This is a genomic window from Paenibacillus sp. JJ-223 (genome assembly GCF_927798175.1).
Classification (GTDB): domain Bacteria; phylum Bacillota; class Bacilli; order Paenibacillales; family Paenibacillaceae; genus Paenibacillus; species Paenibacillus hubeiensis.
This window is the reverse complement of the sequence record NZ_CAKMMP010000018.1, coordinates 1-19,600: the sequence shown is the minus strand read 5'-3', so window position 1 is coordinate 19,600 and position 19,600 is coordinate 1. Positions and strand designations below refer to the sequence as shown.

The window sequence follows — 19,600 nt, the reverse complement described above, 5'->3', positions numbered from 1 at the left end:
TTACATCCCTGACAAATGAATTTGCACCAATTCAAAACCGGCCACACCCAGCGTGTTGAACTTGCCGTACTCCTCCTGCTGCAAATGCCGAACATACTCATCCCCGCAATATAAATGCCCGGCGCATTCAAACACTTTCAGTTGTTCTTTTTCTTGCGTCAGAGGAATGTTGCCAATGATCCTCCAATCTCCACTTCTGATATAGGCCGGCGAAGCGAAAATGACGCTGCTCCGCCGCTTGCCGAACGTATATGGCAGGAAGTCACCGTCCCTCAGCTCGGCGGTTTCGTCAGGCTGAATGCGAATAACGCCAAATGAAAACGCCTTTTTGAACCGACCTCTGAGCGCGCACACGACCTGACAGATCGCCGTGCGGCCGTCCTCCATCGGAAGAAGGAAGATATCGCCTTCGTGATACGTTATCCGTTTCAACATGTTTAACAGCTGCATCCGAATTTCTCTTCGCCGCCGAAATCGAGACGGGTCGGATAGTCGTTATCAAAACAAGCGAGGCATAAGCCACCTTTGTAATCACTTTCGTTGTTGCCCTGAATCGATGCAATCAGTCCTTCCGGACTGAGGAAGGCCAGGGAGTCCGCATTGATTTCGCGGCAAATCTCTTCCACCGACAGGGAAGACGCGATCAATTCGCGGCTGTCCGGCGTGTCGATGCCGTAGAAGCACGGATTCTTGAACGGCGGCGACGTAATCCGCACATGGACCTCGGCAGCTCCCGCATCGCGAAGCATGTTTACGATCCGGCGGGAAGTCGTTCCGCGAACGATGGAGTCGTCGATCATGACTACGCGTTTACCTTCCACCACGCGGCGTACGGCGCTGAGCTTCATTTTCACGCCTTGCTCGCGCAATTCCTGGCTTGGCTGGATGAACGTACGGCCCGTATACTTGTTTTTGATCATGCCCATCTCATACGGGATGCCCGTTTGCTCGGCATAACCGATGGCTGCGGAAATGCTGGAATCCGGCACGCCGGTCACCAGGTCTGCATCAACGAACGCTTCCAGGGCCATGCGGCTTCCCATCCGTTTGCGGGCCGCGTGTTGGTTCGCCCCGTTCATGTCGCTGTCCGGACGCGCAAAGTAGATATATTCCATCGCGCACAGCGCCTTGCGGTGCTTGTGATGATCGAAACGGTCCTCGTGCAAACCGTCCGCATCCAAGATCAGCAGTTCGCCGGGCTCGATATCGCGAATCAATTCTGCGCCGATCGTTTCAAGCGCGCATGTCTCGGACGCAAACAGATAGGCATCGCCCAAACGTCCCATCGTCAGCGGACGCAGACCGTGCGGATCGGAAGCGACCAACAGCTTGTCGTTGGTCATGATGAGGAACGCATATCCGCCAACGATGCGCTGGAACGCATCTTTTGCTGCTTCGACAAGGCCCTTTGGCGACCGCGCGATCAGATGCGCGATCACCTCGGTGTCACTGGTCGTCTGGAAAATGGAACCGCTCTGTTCCAGCTCGCGCCGAATGGTCGGTGCGTTCACGATGTTTCCGTTTGTGGCAACCGCCAAATCGCCGTCGCGATACTTGAACACCAAGGGCTGCGCATTCGTCAGCTTGCTGTCGCCGCTGGTGGAATACCGGACGTGACCGATGGAGATGTCGCCGCTGAGCGTCTGCATCAGGTCTTTCGTAAATACTTCTTTGACCAATCCCATGCCGCGATGGTAATGAAACTCATTGCCGTCGCTGACGCACATTCCGGCACTTTCTTCCCCGCGGTGCTGCAGGGCATGAAGTCCGTAATAAGAAAGGGAAGCCGCGTCAGGGTGCTTGAACACCCCGAATACGCCGCATTCTTCTTTCAATTTGTCGAGTCCTTCCTTGCCGGACCCTTGGTTGTAATAATCGCCTGTCCACAATTGTCCTGTCGTCAGTTCATGAGACATGGAATCGCATCCTCCCAGACCTGTGTCAAACCTCCTACGGGTTCATTCACGGCTGTTGTTCCGTTCACTTCAATCGTCAGGTTGCTTCCTTCAACGCGTCCAATGACAGCAACCGGAACGCCGCGTTCACGTACAAAAGCTTCCAGCTTGCCGGCTTGCTCCGGCGCAGCCGACAACAAGATCCGGGACTGGCTTTCGCTGAACAATGCATGGTCGCCGCGCAGCGACGTTTCGACATTCACTTGAGCTCCCAGCTTGCCGCTGATGCAAGATTCCGCCAGCGCTACAGCCAAACCGCCTTCGGACAAATCGTGCGCCGAGCGAACGAGGCCGGATTGAATCGCTTCGAGCACCGTGCCGAGCAATGCTTTTTCCTTGTTCAGGTCCAGCTCCGGCGGACGGCCTTCCGTTGTGCCGTGAACGACGTATTGCAGCTCGCTGCCGCCCAGTTCGGCTTTGGTCTCGCCGAGCAGGAGAATGACGTCGCCTTCAGCTTTGAACCCTTGCGTCGTGATGTGATCCACGTCATGCACCAGACCTACCATGCCGACCACCGGCGTCGGGTAAATGGCACCCTTGGCATTTTCGTTGTACAAGCTGACGTTACCGCCAATTACCGGCGTATCGAGCACGCGGCAAGCTTCAGCCATGCCGTCCACCGCTTTTTCCATCTGCCAGAAAATGTCCGGTTTCTCCGGGCTGCCGAAGTTCAGGTTGTCCGTCAGGGCCAGCGGCTCCGCACCGGAGCAAACGATGTTGCGCGCTGCTTCGCTGACCGCGATGCGTCCGCCTACTTCCGGATCAAGATACACGTAACGTCCGTTGCAATCCGTCGTCATCGCCAGGCCTTTGCGCGTGCCGTGAATGGTTACGACTGCCGCGTCCGAACCTGGACGAACGGCCGTGCTTGTACGCACCATGTAATCGTACTGGTCATACACCCACTTTTTGCTCGCCACGGTCGGCGAAGCCAGCACTTGTTTCAACGCACCGCCAAGGTCCGTCACTTCGTCGTAACGAAGCGTGTCGATGGAAGCACTTTGCTCGTAGTATGCGGGTACCGTGGATGGTTTGTCGTACACCGGACACTCGTCCACGAGCGCTTTTACCGGCATGTCGCCGACAACCTCGCCGTGATGGAACAGCTTGAGGCGGCCGTCGTCCGTTACTTTGCCGACCTTCGCACAGATGACGCCCCAACGCTCGAAGATTTCCAGCGCTTGCGCTTCATCCTTCGGTTCGATGACGAACAGCATGCGCTCTTGGGACTCGGACAGCATCATTTCGTAAGGCGTCATGCCTTCTTCCCGCTGCGGCACCTGATCCAGATACAATTCAAGTCCATTGCCCGCTTTGCTTGCCATTTCCGCACTGGAGCAAGTCAGTCCTGCAGCACCCATATCCTGAATACCGAGCACGATGCCAGTGTCGATCAGTTCAAGGCAGGACTCCATGACGAGTTTTTCCATGAACGGGTCGCCGACCTGAACCGCTGTCTTCTTGGATTCGGATTCTTCCGTCAGCTCCACCGAAGCAAACGTTGCGCCGTGAATTCCGTCGCGTCCTGTTGGAGGACCGACATAGTACACCGGGTTGCCTACGCCTTTGGCTACGCCGCGCTGAATTTTGTCGTGATCGATCAAACCTACGCACATTGCATTGACGAGTGGATTGCCTTCATAACTTTCGTCGAACATCACTTCCCCGGCTACCGTTGGAATCCCGATACAGTTACCGTATCCGGCAATACCCGAAACGACATGCTCGAACAGGTATTTCACGCGATCGCTCTCCAATTTGCCGAAACGAAGGGAGTTTAGCAAGGCCACCGGTCTTGCGCCCATGGAGAAAATGTCACGGATGATACCGCCAACGCCTGTTGCCGCACCTTGATAAGGCTCGACCGCGGAAGGATGGTTATGGCTCTCGATTTTGAACACAACCGCTTGATTGTCGCCGATGTCCACGATCCCGGCGCCTTCGCCCGGACCCATCAGGACGCGTGGGCCACTCGTCGGGAAACGACGCAGGAGCGGCTTGGAGTTTTTGTACGCGCAATGCTCGGACCACATCACGCTGAACACGCCGATTTCGGTATAGTTCGGCTTGCGTCCCATGAACTCGCAGATCAGCTCGTACTCGCTGTCGGATACGCCCATTTGTGCATATAGTTTATGTTCTGCGACCTGTTCTGCCGTTGGCTCCTTAGCGGATAGCTGCTGCGTCATGTCGATCCCTCCATGCTTTCAAAATAGATGTAAACATACGTTTGCCGTCTTCCGAGCCGAGCAGCGAATCCACCGCGCGCTCCGGATGCGGCATCATGCCGACCACGTTGCCTGCTTCGTTGCAAATCCCCGCGATGTCCGCCAGGGAACCGTTCGGGTTGTCGCCGTACGTAAAGACGATCTGGTTGTTCGCCTTCAAGCTGGCAAGCGTTTCTTCATCGCAATAATAGTTGCCTTCGCCGTGTGCGATCGGGATGATGATCTCTTCGCCAGCCGCATAATCGCGGGTAAACGGCGTATTTGCATTAGCCACTTTCAATACTGTATCGTGACAACGGAATTTCAGGGACATATTGCGAATCAGTGCACCCGGCAGCAAGCCTGCTTCCGTCAAAATTTGGAACCCGTTGCAAATGCCCAGCACGTATTTGCCTGCTGCCGCAGCCTTCGCTACCTCATTCATGACCGGGGCGAACCGGGAGATCGCTCCGCACCGCAGGTAATCCCCGTAAGAGAAACCGCCCGGAACAAGGATACAATCATAGGCCGACAAGTCCGTTGCCGTATGCCACACATAATCCACTTCTTGACCAATCGCCTCTTCTACGGCTTTGTAGCAATCGATATCGCAGTTGGAGCCGGGGAACACAAGAACTGCAAATTTCATGGGATTAACCCTCCAATTCGTAGCGGTAATCTTCAACAACGGTGTTGGCGAGCAGCTTCTCGCACATCACTTTCAGACGGCTTTCCGCTTCGACACGATCGTTCGTATCCAGTTTCAGCTCCATGACTTTACCGATTCTTACGGCTTCCACTTCATTGAAACCCATGGAATGCAGCGCTCCTTGAACTGCCACGCCTTGCGGGTCGAGTACGCTTTGCTTAATAGTGACATAGACGGTTGCTTTGATCATAATCCTTCAGTTCCTCCTCAGTAATGAACGGGATAAATGCTTTATGCTGTTAAAAGTGGCGTTGGCGCTTGCTCCGGAGAAGTTTGGCTTTCGATCGCTGTTGCCCCCGGAAGGTTTTTAATTGACTCCTTTTTCAAAGGAACCATTCCGGTTGCAAAGGCGAACGCTCCGCTTCTCCAGCTCAAATCTTCTCCTCCGCTAGTTCATGCGAGTTTTAAAGGCTAAACCATTTACGTTAGGGATATAAATTTGCAAGTAGTCCGATAAAGGTTATTGTTAGTTTGCCGTCAAACGGTTGTAAATATCGACGTACCTGGCGGTGGTTGCCTCAACCACCTCTTGCGGCAGCGGGTCTGGCTGGCTGTTCTTGTCCCAATCCGTGCCTGACAGATACGCACGCACCGGTTCTTTGTCCATGCTGTCGATCTCGATGTCGAGCGCGTAGTTTTCCTTTGCCCAGAAGCGTGATGCATCAGGGGTGAATATTTCGTCGATCAGGATGACCTTGCCATCCACGATGCCGAATTCGAATTTGCAATCCGCCAGGATGATGCCGCGCTGATCGCAGTAGTCGCGGGCGAATTCGTACAGCCGCAGGCTTTTTTCCTGAAGCTCCACCGCCAGCTCGTCGCCTACCAGTTCCTTCATGCGCTCCATCGGGATATCCTCGTCATGCCCCACGTCGTTTTTGGCTGCCGGGGTGAAGATCGGGGACGCCAGCTTGTCATTTTTGCGAAGGCCTTCCGGCAGCTTGATGCCGTTGACTTCGCCCGTTTGCTGGTATTGTCTCCAGCCGCCGCCGGTGATGTAGCCGCGCACCACGCATTCGATGTCGATGCGTTCCGCTTTGCGGGTAACCATGATGCGGTCCTTGAGCAATTCGGGTTCGGTTACGATATCGCCCAATCGGCTTACGTCGGTATGAACGACATGGTTTTCCATCATGCTGCCCGTCAGCTCGAACCAGAAGCTGCTGAGTTTGTTCAGCACGTTGCCCTTCTCCGGTACCGCCGGCTCCAGCACGTAATCGAAAGCCGAAATCCGGTCCGTCACAACGATCAGGAAGTGTTCTCCCAAATCGTACAATTCGCGTACTTTGCCTTTATACAACAATGGAGCTTTAACAAGATCTGCCGCAGTGGACAGCGCCATGAAGGCTCACCTTCTTTCAGGAGATGGTAAACATATAAGCTCATTCCCTTAATCACGCTTGCCACTACGAATGCAGAACACCCTCCGATCGCTGTTATCCCCGGATTTTTCGAATCACACGTTTGCAAAGTGAAAATCCGGGGATAAAGGCGACCGCTTCGCTTCTCCAGGTTTTTCTGCCTTCTCCGTTTCTGCGTGAACTCATAATGAGCTTATATTTTTGATTAGTTGGCAAGGCCAAGCTTTTTGAAGATCGTGTCAACGTGTTTCAGGTGCCACGCCGGGTTGAACGCATCTTCAATTTCCTCTTCGCTCAGCGCCTCGGTAATTTCAGGTGTGGACTTCACGATGTCCTTGAACTGACGCTGCTCTTCCCATGCCTGCATCGCACGCGGTTGAACGGTATCGTACGCCTGCTCGCGGCTGAAGCCTTTGTCGATCAGCTTCGTCATGACGCGGCCGGAGAACGGCACGCCATACGTGCGCTCCATGTTGCGTTTCATGTTTTCCGGGAACACGGTCAGGTTTTTTACGATGTTGCCGAAACGGTTCAGCATGTAGTTCAGCAGCATCGTTGCATCCGGCAGGATGACGCGCTCGACGGAAGAATGCGAGATGTCGCGTTCATGCCACAGCGTAACGTTCTCGTATGCCGATACCATGTGTCCGCGAATGACGCGGGACAGGCCGGAGATGTTTTCGCTGCCGATCGGATTGCGTTTGTGCGGCATGGCCGAAGAACCTTTTTGACCTTTGGCAAAAGCTTCTTCCACTTCGCGGAACTCGCTCTTCTGCAATGCACGGATTTCTGTAGCGAACTTGTCCAGCGATGTAGCGATCAGGGCGAGCGTCGCCATGTATTCCGCATGACGGTCGCGCTGCAGCGTTTGGGTCGAGATTGGTGCGGCTTTCGTACCGAGCTTTGCACAAACGAACTCTTCCACGAACGGATCGATGTTGGCGTACGTGCCTACCGCGCCGGAAATTTTGCCGTATTGCACGTTGTCTGCCGCATGGCGGAAACGCTCCAGGTTACGCTTCATCTCTTCGTGCCACAAGGCCATTTTCAAACCAAACGTCGTCGGCTCGGCATGTACCCCATGCGTACGTCCCATCATTGGCGTGTGTTGGTATGCCAGTGCCTTTTCCCGCAAAATGTCGATGAAGTTCACGATGTCGCGCTCCAGGATTTCGTTTGCTTGACGGAGCAGATAGCCGAGTGCCGTGTCCACGACGTCCGTGGATGTAAGGCCGTAGTGAACCCATTTCCGCTCATCGCCCAGGCTTTCGGATACGGTACGCGTGAATGCGATCACGTCATGGCGCGTTTCTTGCTCGATCTCGTAAATCCGGTCAATGTCAAAAGTAGCCTTCTCGCGCAGCAGCGCTGCATCTTCTTTAGGAATGACGCCCAGTTCCGCCCATGCCTCGCATGCGCAAATTTCGACTTCCAGCCATGCTTTGAATTTGTTTTCTTCCGTCCAGATGGCTCTCATTTCAGGTCTGCTGTAACGTTCGATCATGAATTTGTATTCCTCCAAATCGTAGTTTGTTCAATCCATTGTAATCCTTCTTCAACATCGTGACAAAGCAGATTGACATGCCCCATCTTCCGTCCTGTTTTCGCCTCGGTTTTTCCGTATATATGAAGCTTGGGGATAACACCCAGTTCAATGGCATCGCCATCCGGCGCGCCCGTTCTCTCGATGACCGGTTCCAGATGTTCCCCGAGCACGTTGACCATGACCACCGGACTAAGCAACGTCGTATCTCCGAGCGGCAATCCGCAAATCGCGCGAATATGCTGTTCGAATTGGGACGTGGCGCAAGCCTCCATCGTGTAGTGACCCGAGTTGTGCGGCCTTGGTGCAAGCTCGTTCACATACAACCTTCCATCCGCCGCCACAAACATCTCGACGGCGAGCAGCCCAACCGCCTCCATCGATTCCGCGACCGCGGCGGCCAATTTTTGCGCTTCCAGCTGGATGTCGGCAGGGACTCTCGCCGGAACGATAGAAGCATGCAAAATGTTGTTCACATGAATATTCTCCGCAGGCGGGAACGTTTTGATCTCTCCTGCCGTGCTGCGCGCGACCACGACGGAAATCTCGCAATCGAACTTGATGAATTGCTCCAGCACGAGTTCTGCTCCCGTGGCTGCAAGTTCCTCATAGGCTTTCAAAGCCTGGGCCGCATCGCGGATAACGCGCTGTCCTTTGCCGTCATAGCCGCCGGTAACGGTTTTGAGCACGCAAGGCACGCCCAGTTCGCCAACCGCTGCTTGCATCGTGTCCGCGCTCGTAATCTCGCGATAAGGGGCAACGCGGACCCCTGCAGCTTCAATGGCTCTCTTTTCGCGGAGTCGATGCTGCGTCGTATAAAGCAAGCTGCTTCCCTGCGGTACGTAGGATTCCCTTTCAAGCAGGGCAGCTACGCCCGCATCCACATTTTCGAACTCATAGGTGATGACATCGCATTGGCGAGCCAGCTCCAGCGCCGCTCCTTCATCCGCATAACCGGCCTCGATCTGCCGGGCTACCTGCCCGCACGGAGCGTCCTTCGCCGGATCCAGCGTAATGAAGCGATATCCCATTGCAGTACCGGCAAGCGTTAGCATGCGGCCGAGTTGGCCCCCGCCAAGAATGCCGATCGTCGTATGTCCAGGCAGCATCACCCGATGCTGCGATCCGTTTTTACTTTTTTCCGTTCCGCTCATAGCTCATCACTGCTTTCGAGCACTTCCTGCTTGATGCGCTCCCGCCGAGCTTCGCTCCGGCTTTGCACTTCCGGATCGAATGCCCCGATCATTTGCGCAGCCAGCAGTCCCGCGTTCGTCGCTCCCGCTTTGCCGATGGCCACGGTGGCCACGGGAATGCCGCCAGGCATTTGCACGATCGACAGCAAGGAATCCAGACCATTTAGCGCTTTGGATTGCACCGGCACGCCGATGACCGGAAGCATCGTTTTTGAAGCGACCATGCCTGGAAGATGCGCTGCTCCGCCAGCTCCGGCAATGATGACTTTGAAGCCTCTGCCGGCCGCCTGCTCGGCGTATTCAAACATCAAATCCGGCGTACGATGCGCGGATACCACCTTTTTTTCGTAACCGATCCCTAGCTCGTCCAGCACCTCGCACGCATGCTCCATCGTCTCCCAATCCGACTTACTGCCCATGATCACAGCAACCTGAACTGACATGAATTCACTCCACTCCCGTCTGATCGTTTTGGTTTAAAACAACAAAAAGTCCGCTACCCGCGAAAACATCACATTTTCTCCGGACACCGGACTCCAGGAAATACGCCGCCAGCATTTGGGCATACCAAAAGGGGGCTTGCTGTCCGCATCGGAATGCATGCGACTCACAGCCGTATCTCCTCGTAGTCCGGAAATTTACGGTTCCCAGGTAGAAACTTCCGGGCCCTATCCCCGGCATTATACGAGCAAATATCATTTCGTCATTGAATTATGAATCCAAACTTTCGCACCAGTTCGACCATTTTTTCATCTGATCGACACATCTAACATTCTAACAATCCCCTACAAGGAATGTCAACTTAAAGACGAACATTTAACATATTGACAAATCTAATGTTCGGAAATTACTGAACGAGCCACATCAAACCAGTCTATCTTATGAAAAAAACGGAAAAGCCGGCTTCTCCATGAAGGAAGAAAGCCGGCCCACACGCCGCAAGGCGTTTTCCACTATTGAACAAACCATTATTTTACGACAAGAACAGGGATCCGGGCATGCTGCACGACATTATGGCTTACGCTGCCCAGTACGAATTCGCGAATCCCGCCGAGCCCCCGGCTGCCGATCACGATCACGTCGGAACCGTTCTCTTTGGCATAATCCAGCAGCACCTCGGCAGCGGCCCCTTGGATCAGGTCGACATTTGCCGTCACGCCTGCAGCTTTGATACGCTCTTTCGCCTCATCCGTCGTCTGCACCGCCAGATTGTAATAATCGTTATTGAGCGATGGCGGCAGCGGTGCCAGTCCTTCACCGATAAATACGCGCGGAAAATCATAGGCATGGACGACATCTATTACGGCCCCCGGTGACGCCTTTGCCAGCTCGATGGCACGATCAAGAGCCTTGTTTGAAGCTTTGGAACCGTCATAGGCAACCAAAATTTTGGAGAATAACATGAACATCCGTCCCTTCCTTGTTATGTAACACCCTTTAAACCTTGCGCAAGCGATTGAATCACAGGCAACATGCCCTTAGCCTCGGTAGGTCCCGCTTGTCTACCAAAGAAAATATCCATAAATGACTGCATTCAGGAACAACAGCAGCGGTACTCCGATCACGAAACTGGGATGTTTGGTTTTGTGCCTTTTGCGGTACATCGCGATCCATACACCCAACGCTCCGCCGATAAAGGCAAGCAAGAACAACGTTCGTTCCGGGGTGCGGTCCTTCCGGCGCTGGGCTCTTTTTTTGTCATCCGACATGACGAGGTATCCGACCACGTTAATGAAAATAAACCATACAATGATTCCGGTTTGCATATGTTGCAAGCGGCCCCCCTAACCCGGGACATCTCCCTGTACCCTCATTATAATCCCGGAAAGGCCAAACTACAAAGCTTGACCTCTCCTTTTTACGGGCAGCCGATGAGCCGCGAGATGCAATCCTAGGATTCCTGTTTCGGGATCCCGTTCAGGCTGGGCACTCTCTTGCCTGCTTTTTGCGGGCGCGCACCGATGCTTTCTTCCTTAATACTGTCTTTGTTTTGCTGATTATGAATCTTTTCCGGCTTATGATACGGCATTTGCAAGTCACCTCCCACCGTTACGTTTCCTGAAAAAGAGGTAACTTATTCAGACGTTCTGGCCAGTGCTCCCCGCTGCGTTATCCTGAGCCCGTCCAGTTCCGAACGACGCGTTATGATGTCCGAGCGCTGCGCGTCTTCAGATCCCTTTGCACGATGAAATGATATAATGCTCCATACAGATTGGCATCGTTTCTGAATGCGCAGGCCGTAATTTGGGGATTTGCCATATGGAACGGGTTGATTCGTTTGATTTCGTCGATACCCCACCGAATGCGCTCGATAAGGATAGGCTGGGCACTGATTCCGCCCCCGATGGCAAACAGGTCCGGATCAAGGACATATTGCAAATTCATGATCTGTGCAGCCACGTTCAGGCAGTAGTTATCAAAAACTTTTGCCGCTTCAGGGTCTTTGTTCACAATGAATTCAAACACGGCTTCGCCATCCGTCGGGTCTTCCAACCCTTTCATCATGCCGATGGTACGCACCATTTCCACCGCCGAGCATTCCAGGCCAAAATACGTCGCCTCCCGCGTTACCGGAGCCACGTCGCTCATGATGTAACTGACTTCTCCGGCAGACAGGTTCGCTCCCCGATGCAGTTTGCCGTCCACGATGATCCCCGCACCGATGCCGCTGCCCAGGACAAGCACGATCGAATTGCTCACATGGCGGACGCTGCCGAGCCACAGCTCGGCCAGGGCCGCGCATTTGCCGTCGTTTTCGATGGATACTTCGATTCCGTATCGATCATGAATCATTTTCCGCAAATTCACTTCATGCAAAAACGGAAAGCTGCCCCCGTGGTAGATGACGCCCGTATCCACATCGACCGTTCCCGGACAGCTCAGGGCGATGCCCTTAATGTCGGACAGGTCCTGTGCGTCAATTACCGAATATAACACATCTTCCAGCTCCTGCAGGTTTGTTCTGCCCACATGGCGTTTATCTTTATGCAGGATTTCCCCTCCGGAACTCATCAACGCATATTTCACGAATGTACCGCCAATGTCCACAACCAAATACATCTTTATCGACTCCCCGCATTTAAGTTCAAGGCTCAAAAGGTACTTATCACTTATCTCTTAAGTCATATCATGCAAACTGTTGCACACGGATATCCAAGGTTGGCTTTACATCCAAACCTTCATGGCACGTCCCCTTGAAATATAAAATGATCTCTCTTATATTTATGGTATTTATTTGCGAAAAAAGGTGTTTTTTCGACTTCGTGCATACAAGGAGGCTCTAATCTTATGCCGATCTCCATCACTTCCCTTGAACAGGCCTCTCAATTGGTTGCAAACGCCACTCGCGTTCCCGTCTTTTATATGTATCCCGGCTCGGATGAGCTGTGGTCTTTTGGCGGGTTTCGCATTTCCCGTTCGAACCTGAAGAAGGCGCCTGCCGATCTGCTGCACTCCATCCAATCCGTCCAGTTCCGGAAACCGATACAATTGGTGAATATCAACAATCAGGCGGATCAAATGATCGTCATGCCCCTAACCACTCACGAAATGGGCGAGGGCCGTCTCATCCTGTGGCCCAATTATCGCAAGTTTTTGGACCCTCATCCGATGGACCAGCACCTGGAGCCTGCAATATTGCAGCCGCCCGATCCCGGACAACTGATCCATACCGCATCGCTATTGCACTATCTTCTGTACAACGAAAGACTGGAGGACGATCAGCTTCCGAACGAAGAACACAAAGCGGATGCGCTCGAGATATCGCTCATGGAACAAAGGGAGAACAGCCTTTACCATAAGTCCTATCTGGCAGAGAAAAAGATTTTCGAACAAATCCGTCTGGGGAACAAAGTCAAGATGCTCCGTTACTTGAACCAGCATGTGAACATGGACGGAATCTATGGGACCTTGTCCAAAACCGACAATTTGCGCAGCAAAAAAAACCTCATCATCGCGGCCATTACGATGGGCACCCGTGCAGCGATTGAGGGGGGATTGTATTCGGAAGTGGCACTGACGCTTAGCGACACGTTCATTCAATACGTGGAAAGCATGCCTCACATCGATTCCATTCAGCCTGTGTTGGAACAGATCCTGCTTGAATTCACGGAACGGGTGGAACGCGTTCAGCGAGCCCATTTTTCCAGGGATATCCTGATGTGCCAGGAGTATGTTCTTGAGCATTTGTATGAGGACCTCGATTTAGGCACACTGGCAGCGCATGTCAAAATGAGCCCCTCCTATCTGTCCAGGAAATTCAAGGACGAGACGGGAGAGGCTCTCAAGACGTTCATTCAAAAACAGCGGATTGAAGAAGCGAAACATTTAATCGTTTTTACCGACTATCGTCTCAGCGAGATTTATCCCCTGTTGAACTTCCACGACCAAAGTTATTTCATTAAAATATTCAAAAAGCATGCAGGCGTCACGCCGAAACAATACCGCGACCGCTTTGCCGCCAGAACGTCCTGACGGCGAATGCGGCCGACCGCATCATGCATCCTATTGGGCCAAGAGCGTAGATCCGCGTCTAGTCTAAAACCTATTCGCCCTTTTTCTCCAGCGCTGCTTTCAGCAGGTCGCCAAGGTTCGAGCCCAGGCTCTCCTGTTTGGAATACTGCTTCACCAGCTTCTGCTGCTCGCGCTTGTTCACATGTTTCTTGTCCTTGTCCAGCACCTCGGTAATGCCGCAAGGCAGGCAGCGCACGAACATTCCCGCTTTGCCTTCCTTCAGCTCCATCTTTTTGTGGCACTGCGGACAACGGCGATTGGACAGCTGTTTCTCTGCCGAACGGCGATAACCGCAATCCTCTGTCGGACAAACGAGGAACCTTCCCCGCTTGCCCTTCTTCTCCAGCAACCTTGCATTACAGTCCGGGCAGTGGCTGTTTGACACGTTATGCGGTTTGTACTCGGCTTGGCTCCCCTTGACGGTCGATACAAGCTCCCGTGCCATCGTACGGATGCCCTGCAGGAAAGGCTCGGGCTTGCCTTGTCCCCTCGCGATGCGCTCCAATTCGGCTTCCCAACGGGCGGTCAGCTCAGGCGTGCGCAGTTGCGGCGCAGCAAGTTCGATCAGCTGTTTGCCCTTGCCTGTCGGGTGCAGGCTGTTGCCTTGGCGATCGATGGTGTCGGAGCTGACCAGCTTCTCGATAATGTCCGCGCGCGTAGCCGGCGTGCCGAGTCCGTGTTTTTCCATCTGCGCCAGCAGCGCGGCTTCCGTGTACCGTTTCGGAGGCATGGTGCGCCCGCTTTTGATGTGGCAGCGCTGGATCGTCACGCTCTGGCCCTGGTGCACCTCCGGCAGAAGCGCACGCTCCTGGTCCAGCGAATCGTCCGCCGATTCGTCTTCGTCGTCCGTATAATCGGACCCGTAGACTTCGCGCCAACCGCTATCCTTCACGGTCGTTCCTTTCACATGGAAGGAATCCTCGCCAACCTTTACCGTCACTGCCACCGAATCGTATTTAGCCGCAGGGTAGAACAGGCTGATGTAACGGCGCACGATCAGATCGTACAGCTTGCGTTCCTCCGGGTTCAGCTGGTTGAGCAGCACTGTCTGTTCCGTCGGGATAATGGCATGGTGATCCGTCACTTTGCTGTCGTCCACGATGCGTTTGGTCAGATTCAAGCTTTTGCGCAAAAGAGGACGAGCCAGCGCGGCATAAGGCCCCACCGCCACGCTCTCCAAACGCTCCTTGAGCGTGCCGGCCATATCCGAAGTCAAGTAACGGCTGTCCGTCCGCGGATATGTCACCAGTTTGTGCTGCTCGTACAGGCGTTGAAGCACGTTGGAGGTTTGCTTGGCCGAGAAACCGTATTTCCGGTTGGCATCCCTTTGAAGTTCGGTCAGGTCGTAAGCCAGCGGATGCGGCTCGACTTTTTCGCTCTTTTTGACTTGGGCAATCACACCGGCTCGGCCTTCAACCCGTTTCTTGAGCGCTTGGGTCTGCTGTTTGTCGAAAATGCGCGCGTCCCCGCCCGAAGCTCTCCACGTCGCTTGGAAACCGCCCATGTCCGCGGTCAACGTCTCATATTCCTCGGAACGGAATCGGTTGATTTCATTTTCGCGGTCCATAATCATACCCAGCGTTGGCGTCTGTACCCGGCCTGCGGACAATTGGGCATTGAAGCGGCAAGTCAATGCGCGCGTCACGTTGAGCCCGATCATCCAGTCAGCCTCGGCCCGGCAGCGCGCAGACTCATAGAGACGGTCGAACTGGCTGCCCGGCTTCAGCGAAGCGAAACCTTCCTTGATCGCCTTATCGGTCTGGGAGGAAATCCACAGCCGTTTGAACGGCTTTTTCCACTGCGCCATCTGCATGATCCAGCGGGCCAGCAGTTCCCCTTCCCGCGCGGCATCGGTGGCAACGATCAATTCGCCGACATCCTGGCGTTTCATGAGCTGCTGCACCGCTTTGTACTGATGGTTCGTCTCCTTGAGCACCTTCAGCTTGGCGCGTTCCGGCAGAATCGGCAGATCCTCCAGATTCCAGGTGGCATACTTTTTGTCGTAATCCTCCGGCTCGGCTAGGCCGACCAGATGGCCCAGCGCCCAGGTTACGATATATTTCGGACCTTCGAAGTAACTTTTATGTTTATCACGCGCGCCCATTACTCGGGCAATCTCGCGTGCGACAGAAGGCTTTTCTGCGAGCACCAACGTTTTCAATCGATCTCTTCCTTTCCCGTGAAGCACATAATTCCCCGTTCGGGGCGTGTTTTTCCCATCCTGTCCATTATAACATTTCACAACATCCGTCTGCCTCCTCATCTTCTCCTTATTCCAATCTCCTAAATTTTTACCACCACTATAATGTTAGATAACATTACAAATATCAGCGAATCCCAACTTTATTTTAGGTGAAAGAGAATCAAAGCTATTCGAAGAATGACAGATTAAACAACATTATGTATGCGTTTTTTTGAATAAATATAAATGTTGTTAGAATATCTAACATATAATTAGAATGGATCAATAAATAGATCACCGATCCATCGCACATCTTCAGATTTTTTCAGAAAAGGGAGCGTGAAGGCATGAGTTATCAACAATCAGCCATGATGAAAAAAACAGGAGCCTTGCTTCTTGCAGGCGCAGTGCTCGCCACCGGTTTTGGAAGCCCGGCTCCATCGGCAGCGGCAGCGGCCAGCACAACCGTACCTGCGGGCAAAACAGCAGCAGCAACGGCTGGGAAAGCTCCTGCTACGGCAGCAGCCTTTGTGAAAGCGATGGAAGAAGCCGCAACACTTGCAGGCGTTCCTTTTTCCATGCACACGCCTATGGGCACAACCGTCAAACGCAAGGACGCGGCAAAGGCGCTGCAACAATGGCTGAAGCTGGAGCCTGCGACCGAGACGTTCAAGGACGTACCGGATGATGCAGATTATGCTGGCGCCGTAAGCGCCCTGAACCAGGCGGGCCTGATGAAAGGGTACACCGAATCCTTGTTTCTGCCCAATGCGGTATTAACGGAAAATGACGTTGCCGTCTTGAAAGACCGCATTTATGACTACATCAAACCTTTTGTCCTGGAAGAAGCCACGATTACTGAGATTCAGGCTGCCATGACGCAGGGAAAAATCACCTCCAAAGAGCTGGTTCAGAAGTATCTGGACCGGATCGAAAAATACGATGATCAAGGCGTCAGCCTCAAAGCCGTGTTGACGCTGAATCCGGAAGCGCTGAACATCGCCGAAGCTCTAGATGAGGAGCGCGCAACGAAGGGCGCACGCGGACCGCTGCACGGCATACCGGTGCTGGTCAAAGACAACTTCGATACCAACGACATGCCGACAACCGCGGGCTGCCTTTGCCTGAAAGATTCCGTGCCTTCGACGGATGCGGAGCAAGTCAAACGTTTGAAAGATGCCGGGGCCATCATTTTGGGCAAAACCAACCTGCATGAATTCGCCTTTGGCATCACCACCTCCAGCTCGCTTGGCGGACAAACGCTGAATCCTTATGCACTGGATCACTATCCGGGCGGTTCCAGCGGCGGTACGGGCGCAGCCATTGCCGCGAACTTTGCCGCAGCCGGACTGGGTACCGACACGGGCGGTTCCATTCGGATCCCATCCAGCTTCAACAGCCTGGTCGGCATTCGTCCAACGATCGGCTTGTCCAGCCGCGACGGCATCATTCCGCTTGCGCTGACCCAGGATGTGGGCGGCCCGATGGCACGCACCGTCAGCGATGCTGCGATCATGCTTGACGCCACGGTCGGCTATGACAAAAAAGACTCGGCCACAGCGTACAGCGTCGGCCGTATTCCTTCCAGCTACACGGATTATCTGGATGTGAACGGGTTGAAGGGTGCACGCATCGGCGTAGCCACCGAGCTGATTCCTAGCACCAAAGCCGAGGAAAAAGAAGTGGCCGACGTCATCAACCATGCCGTGGCAGAACTGGAGCCGCTGGGTGCGACGGCTGTGCCGATCCAAATTCCGAACCTTGCGGAAATTAACAAGTACCCGAGCCTTAGCGGATACGAGTTCAAATTCCAATTGAATGACTATCTGGAATCGTTGGGAGACGAAGCTCCTTACCACAGCCTGTCCGAGATCATCGCTTCCGGTCAGTTCGATAAGTCCCAAGAGCAATCCATGAAAGCCAGAGATGCGCGAGCCACGCTCGATACGACCGAATACAAGGATATCGTACTGAAACGTACGCAGCTGACTCGCGATTCCTTGTTGAAAGTGATGGCCGACCATCATCTGGATGCCATCATTTATCCTACATCCACGCAAGCTGCGGGCGTCATCGGCGAAGGACAAAATTCCGGCGGCAACAACCGGTTGAGTCCATTCTCCGGCTTCCCGGCGATCACCGTGCCTGCCGGATTCACCAGCGAAGGTTTGCCCGTAGGTATGGAATTCCTTGGCCGTGCCTTTGATGAAGGTACGCTGATCAAGCTGGCGTACAGCTACGAGCAAGGAACGCACCACCGCCAAGCACCTAAATTCACGCCATAAACTGTTATGACGGACTAATTACAAAATCATTCCATAAAAAAAAGTACACCTCACTCTTAACACAGTGAAGTGTACTTTTTTAGTTGACCATTGTTTGATCATTAACACTCATTTTTCCTCGAATCAATGCAACCTTTAGCTTTGCTGAGCCAAATCAGGAACTCCCCATTCCACCACAAGGCCAGCATAAGTTAGTCCGCCTCCAAATCCAAATAAAGCAAGTCGCTGTCCTTGTTTTACTTTCCCTGCATCCACGGCAAGCTGGATGGCCAGCGGGATGGAAGCTGCCGACGTGTTGCCCCGATATTCTGCACTGGTCAACGTACGTTCCATGGGAATCGTGCCGCGCTCGCACATCGCTTCGATCATTCTCAGGTTAGCGCTGTGGGGCACGAACCAGTCGATTTGCTCTGCCTGCAATCCGGCTTTGGCAATCAATTTCGGCAATTGTTCCGGGATCAGACGCACAGCCCATTTATAGACCTCTCTGCCGTTTTGCACGAGACTGCCATTCCCCTGAAGAGATACGCCGTCCATTTCGGAAGAGAGCCCGCTGCTATAAACGTGTATGCCGCCTTCGCCCTGCGTTCCGGACAACGCTGCAAGGGAATTTCCTTTCCCCTCGGTCCGTTCCAACAAAAATGCCCCCGCCCCATCGCCAAACAAAATGCACGTGGAACGATCCGTATAATCCGTAATTTTCGATAACGTCTCCGTGCCAACCACTAGCACCTTGCGATACATCCCGCTCGTAATCAGGCTGTCTGCCAGTTGCAGACCATATACAAAACCCGCGCATGCTGCGCTTAAATCCATCGCTCCTGTCTGCGGAATATTTAGTTTTGCCTGAATTCTTGAAGCCGTGTTGGGAAAAGGATACTCTGGCGTGCTCGTCGCCACCAGAATCATATCTACGTCTTGAACGTCTGCCCCGTAGCGTTGAATCATATCCTCCACCGCTTTGACGGCAAGGTCCGAAACAAATTGATCCTCAGCTGCGATGCGGCGCTCTCTCATGCCCGTCCGCTGAACGATCCATTCATCGTTTGTGTCGACCATTTTTTCCAAATCCGCATTACTCAGAATGCGCTCTGGGACATACGTTCCAAATGCGGTGATTTTAGCTTTTGACTGCAACATGCTAGCACCTCCGTTAGTGTGTTTTCACTATTATAGCACCAACTATTAGTATCTGGTACTAAAATTATCATCGATTAATTAGTCATGCCATATTGGCATTACAATACTGTTACCTATTCCAAGAAGCAACGATAAATTACGTTCTCTTTATAAATATTATATGTAATGTCTTAAAGAGCCTCTGATCATGCATTACCCGTTTGCAGAACAGGATCAACGCCCGAGTCCAGCTCCATCAAAAACAAATGATGCACAAGATTCTTAATAAAAAAAGCAGCCCAATTAAGTTATTGGGCTGCTAGTTTAAACAAAAAAACCACCGCCGATGACATCGGCAGTGGTTCTTCGCTTGGCGGCTTCCTACTCTCCCAGGACCCTGCGGTCCAAGTACCATCGGCGCTAGAGGGCTTAACAGTCGTGTTCGGGATGGGAACGTGTGGAACCCCTCCGCCATCGCCACCAAACGATTTTGCTTTGGATTGAAAAACGATCCGCACATCAAGTGATGTACCC

17 protein-coding genes, 1 rRNA gene and 1 riboswitch are annotated in these 19,600 nt (G+C 53.3%); of the genes, 2 read left to right on the top strand and 16 right to left on the bottom strand.

Annotated features, from left to right (window positions below):
* The 13 genes from L6H98_RS26050 to L6H98_RS25990 all read right to left on the bottom strand — a co-directional run bounded on the left by L6H98_RS26050 (position 1) and on the right by L6H98_RS25990 (position 12,028).
* Entirely contained in the window at positions 1-450 is a 450-nt protein-coding gene (locus L6H98_RS26050; protein WP_236420606.1) for an immunity 26/phosphotriesterase HocA family protein, read from the bottom strand.
* Entirely contained in the window at positions 438-1,916 is a 1,479-nt protein-coding gene (gene purF, locus L6H98_RS26045) for an amidophosphoribosyltransferase (protein ID WP_236420605.1), read from the bottom strand. Before purF ends, L6H98_RS26050 begins: the two co-directional genes overlap by 13 nt.
* Positions 1,901-4,144, bottom strand: coding sequence for a phosphoribosylformylglycinamidine synthase subunit PurL (gene purL, locus L6H98_RS26040; protein WP_236420604.1), 2,244 nt, complete (start codon positions 4,142-4,144; stop codon positions 1,901-1,903). The genes purF and purL overlap by 16 nt, the downstream gene beginning before the upstream one ends.
* A complete protein-coding gene (purQ, locus tag L6H98_RS26035) occupies positions 4,122-4,811 on the bottom strand; it encodes a phosphoribosylformylglycinamidine synthase subunit PurQ (protein ID WP_236420603.1) in 690 nt (229 codons plus the stop codon). Before purQ ends, purL begins: the two co-directional genes overlap by 23 nt.
* Positions 4,812-4,815: 4 nt before the next feature.
* The gene (gene purS / locus L6H98_RS26030; RefSeq protein ID WP_236420602.1) at positions 4,816-5,061 is read right to left on the bottom strand and encodes a phosphoribosylformylglycinamidine synthase subunit PurS; all 246 of its coding nucleotides are present in this window, start codon (positions 5,059-5,061) and stop codon (positions 4,816-4,818) included.
* A 276-nt stretch (positions 5,062-5,337) separates the two neighbouring features.
* Complete coding sequence (locus L6H98_RS26025) at positions 5,338-6,213, bottom strand: phosphoribosylaminoimidazolesuccinocarboxamide synthase (RefSeq protein WP_236420601.1); 876 nt, start codon at positions 6,211-6,213, stop codon at positions 5,338-5,340.
* 224 nt (positions 6,214-6,437) lie between these two features.
* Complete coding sequence (gene purB / locus L6H98_RS26020; RefSeq protein WP_236420600.1) at positions 6,438-7,736, bottom strand: adenylosuccinate lyase; 1,299 nt, start codon at positions 7,734-7,736, stop codon at positions 6,438-6,440.
* Positions 7,733-8,929, bottom strand: coding sequence for a 5-(carboxyamino)imidazole ribonucleotide synthase (purK, locus tag L6H98_RS26015; RefSeq protein WP_236420599.1), 1,197 nt, complete (start codon positions 8,927-8,929; stop codon positions 7,733-7,735). Before purK ends, purB begins: the two co-directional genes overlap by 4 nt.
* On the bottom strand, positions 8,926-9,411 hold the full coding sequence (purE, locus tag L6H98_RS26010) for a 5-(carboxyamino)imidazole ribonucleotide mutase (protein ID WP_236420598.1): 486 nt from the start codon (positions 9,409-9,411) through the stop codon (positions 8,926-8,928). Before purE ends, purK begins: the two co-directional genes overlap by 4 nt.
* Positions 9,412-9,574: 163 nt before the next feature.
* Positions 9,575-9,676: riboswitch (purine riboswitch) on the bottom strand.
* A 260-nt stretch (positions 9,677-9,936) separates the two neighbouring features.
* Positions 9,937-10,371: a universal stress protein gene (locus tag L6H98_RS26005; RefSeq protein WP_236420717.1), complete on the bottom strand. Its 435-nt coding sequence runs from the start codon at positions 10,369-10,371 to the stop codon at positions 9,937-9,939.
* Between the two features lie 99 nt (positions 10,372-10,470).
* Positions 10,471-10,734: a DUF1294 domain-containing protein gene (locus L6H98_RS26000; RefSeq protein WP_236420716.1), complete on the bottom strand. Its 264-nt coding sequence runs from the start codon at positions 10,732-10,734 to the stop codon at positions 10,471-10,473.
* A gap of 125 nt (positions 10,735-10,859) precedes the next feature.
* On the bottom strand, positions 10,860-10,997 hold the full coding sequence (locus tag L6H98_RS25995; RefSeq protein WP_236420597.1) for a hypothetical protein: 138 nt from the start codon (positions 10,995-10,997) through the stop codon (positions 10,860-10,862).
* A gap of 113 nt (positions 10,998-11,110) precedes the next feature.
* Positions 11,111-12,028 carry an ROK family protein gene (locus tag L6H98_RS25990; protein ID WP_236420596.1) on the bottom strand — a complete coding sequence of 306 codons (918 nt, stop codon included), beginning with the start codon at positions 12,026-12,028 and terminating at the stop codon, positions 11,111-11,113.
* A gap of 228 nt (positions 12,029-12,256) precedes the next feature.
* Here L6H98_RS25990 and L6H98_RS25985 point away from each other — a divergent pair, with 228 nt between their 5' ends.
* Positions 12,257-13,441, top strand: a complete 1,185-nt coding sequence (locus L6H98_RS25985; protein WP_236420595.1) for an AraC family transcriptional regulator — start codon at positions 12,257-12,259, stop codon at positions 13,439-13,441.
* Between the two features lie 70 nt (positions 13,442-13,511).
* Here the strand turns inward: L6H98_RS25985 and L6H98_RS25980 are convergent, their stop codons facing one another.
* Positions 13,512-15,641 carry a DNA topoisomerase III gene (locus L6H98_RS25980; RefSeq protein WP_236420715.1) on the bottom strand — a complete coding sequence of 710 codons (2,130 nt, stop codon included), beginning with the start codon at positions 15,639-15,641 and terminating at the stop codon, positions 13,512-13,514.
* A gap of 368 nt (positions 15,642-16,009) precedes the next feature.
* On the opposite strand from L6H98_RS25980, the gene L6H98_RS25975 reads away from it, so the two are divergent.
* Entirely contained in the window at positions 16,010-17,947 is a 1,938-nt protein-coding gene (locus L6H98_RS25975) for an amidase family protein (RefSeq protein WP_236420594.1), read from the top strand.
* 135 nt (positions 17,948-18,082) lie between these two features.
* On the opposite strand, the gene L6H98_RS25970 is transcribed toward L6H98_RS25975, so the two are convergent.
* Together L6H98_RS25970 and rrf are read right to left on the bottom strand one after the other, a co-directional pair.
* Entirely contained in the window at positions 18,083-19,087 is a 1,005-nt protein-coding gene (locus tag L6H98_RS25970) for a ketoacyl-ACP synthase III (protein WP_236420593.1), read from the bottom strand.
* Between the two features lie 347 nt (positions 19,088-19,434).
* Positions 19,435-19,551: ribosomal RNA gene (gene rrf, locus L6H98_RS25965) — 5S ribosomal RNA — on the bottom strand.
* Positions 19,552-19,600: the final 49 nt, after the last annotated feature.